Annotated in this window: 2 protein-coding genes and 1 pseudogene; 2 read left to right on the top strand and 1 reads right to left on the bottom strand. The window is 54.9% G+C overall.

Going from position 1 to position 2288, the window contains the following annotated elements:
• Positions 1 to 180 (bottom strand): annotated as a pseudogene (locus OP495_RS17270) (hypothetical protein); the annotation flags it as partial.
• A 166-nt stretch (positions 181 to 346) separates the two neighbouring features.
• On the opposite strand from OP495_RS17270, the gene OP495_RS17275 reads away from it, so the two are divergent.
• The gene (locus OP495_RS17275) at positions 347 to 1783 is read left to right on the top strand and encodes a PLP-dependent aminotransferase family protein (protein WP_280561527.1); all 1437 of its coding nucleotides are present in this window, start codon (positions 347 to 349) and stop codon (positions 1781 to 1783) included.
• Between the two features lie 21 nt (positions 1784 to 1804).
• Positions 1805 to 2074 (top strand): hypothetical protein, encoded by a 270-nt coding sequence (locus OP495_RS17280; RefSeq protein ID WP_280561526.1) that lies wholly within the window; start codon positions 1805 to 1807, stop codon positions 2072 to 2074.
• The last annotated feature ends 214 nt before the right edge of the window (positions 2075 to 2288 follow it).

The raw sequence follows: 2288 nt of genomic DNA on the forward strand, positions 1-2288 counted from the left end.
CTTTCTGCACGCGGCGTCGCCAAGCCCGAGTGCCTCGAGGGTCGGCCGGCCCGGATAATCGCTTTCGATGATATCCGGAGCATGCAATAGCCAGGCGAGATCACGCACCCAAGGGTGATGAAGCGATGCCCACTCGTCTTCCAGCGCGGGCGTGGTAGCATCGAACAGTACTTGCGTCATGGGTGAGCCGCCAATTGGGTGCCCATCTTTAACTGATATGCTTTTTTCATGCCTATCTGAATCTGTACTCTTCATGATATCACCCTGACAATATCTCCAGTTGCAAGACAATGCGAACCCGTTGCTATTGCGCTTAGACAGGCATGGAGTGTTGTCGGAGGTGGGCATGAAGCTTTATCAACATCTGGCCGAAGCACTGGAGGCCTCTATTCTCTCCGGTGCGTTGCATGCTGGGGACCGTCTGCCTTCGATTCGCGCTGCCAGCATTAGCCGTAACGTCAGTCCCACCACTGTTTTCAAGGCTTATTATCTGCTGGAAGCCAAAGGACTTATCCGGGCACGTGATCGATCAGGTTTCTATGTCGTTGGACCGAAAGGCACCCGTCCGCCGGAAATCGAGATGACCAGCGCGCCTGACGAGCGTGTCTTCAATGTCGATGTCAGCGACCGTGTTCTCCAGGTGTTGGGCGCCACTATGCGCCGCGACCTAGTGCCTTTGGGGTCTGCGCTGCCGAGTCCTGAGCTCTACCCGATCCCGAGGCTGGCTCAGGTCATGGCATCTACACTACCCAAGCTGGATGTTTGGCATACAGTAGATGATTTGAGCCCCGGTAGTGCTCAACTGCGTCATGCTATTTCACTGCGCTATCACGCGGATGGTATGCAAATTCACGCGGATGACCTTGTAGTGACCAATGGCGCATTGGAAGCGCTCAATATCTGCCTGGGTGTCGTCACCCAGCCTGGGGACGCGGTTATTGTAGAGTCCCCTACCTTCTATGCGTCGCTCCAAGCTCTGGAGCGGTATCACTTACGGGCAATCGAGGTATCAACACACCCACGTGATGGTATTGATCTGGAGGCGATGGAACGAGCGATAAAGCGGCATAAGCCGGCGGCATGTTGGTTGATGACCAATTTCCAGAACCCGTTGGGTAGCCTGATGCCAGAAGACAAAAAACGTGATCTTGTCGCGCTATTGCAACGCTATGCGGTGCCGATGATCGAGGATGATGTCTATGGTGAGCTTTATTTCGATAGCCGCCGTCCGCTACCTGCCAAAGCCTTCGACCAAGAAGGCTTGATCATGCACTGCAGTTCGTTTTCCAAGAGTTTGGCTCCTGGCTGGCGTGTCGGTTGGGTGGCAGGAGGACGCTACACCCAACACATCATGCGCGACAAACTTTCACTTTCCTTATCGGCATCAGCGCCGGCTCAGGTAGCGCTATCGGCCTATCTGTCACGAAGTGGGTTTGATCGACATTTGCGAACACTTAGGCACCAGTTTGAATGGCAGCGTAACTGCATGCTGCACGCGATCACGAAGTATTTCCCTGATGGTACGCGGACAACATACCCCGCCGGAGGATACTTTTTATGGGTCGAGTTGCCGGAATGTGTGGATACTTCGCAGTTACACCAGATGGCGCTGGCCGAAGGTATTAGTATCGCGCCGGGCAGTATCTTTTCTTCGCACGAGTGTTTTCGACACTGCCTGCGTTTGAACTATGGCCATCCCTGGGATGAGCGCATGCAGACAGGCATGGAAATTCTTGGGCGCCTGATTGCCCGGCAGCTGGAATATGGGCCACTCGATAGATGAATTTCAGCAAGGAGAGATACCATGAGTAAAAAGCCGATGTCGCGTAAACGTAAAGCGATATTCAAATTCTTCGCAGCCATCATCGTGATCAACGTGATCGTGGGCATCGCCGGCATTGCCTTCATGATGCTCTATTACGGTGAGGTCGATCGGCAGGGGCAGGCGGCGTTGGTGACCTTCATGGTCTTGAATACGATCTTCGCCTCGCCCGTGGCCCTGTATCTCTACTGGTGGGAGTTGCACCCTGTACAGACGCCCGAGTCGGACCAGTACAACGACCCCAAGAAATGAGTGTCTGCCGCTAATGTCGCAAACGTCTGACCCAGCCACGGTTTGCTCCGCTGCTCGCCAGTCCGCATAATGACGGGCCGCGACGCCGGCAACGAGACGCTTCACATGCAGCCATTCAAGACCATTGGCCTGATCGGGCGATTGGGCAATCCCAACGCGGTAGAGACGCTCAAGCGGTTGCTCCGCTTTCTCGACGCTCGCCAACTCCATGTGA

It is taken from the genome of Chromohalobacter sp. 296-RDG (assembly GCF_029889885.1).
In the GTDB taxonomy this organism is placed as follows: Bacteria; Pseudomonadota; Gammaproteobacteria; order Pseudomonadales; family Halomonadaceae; genus Chromohalobacter.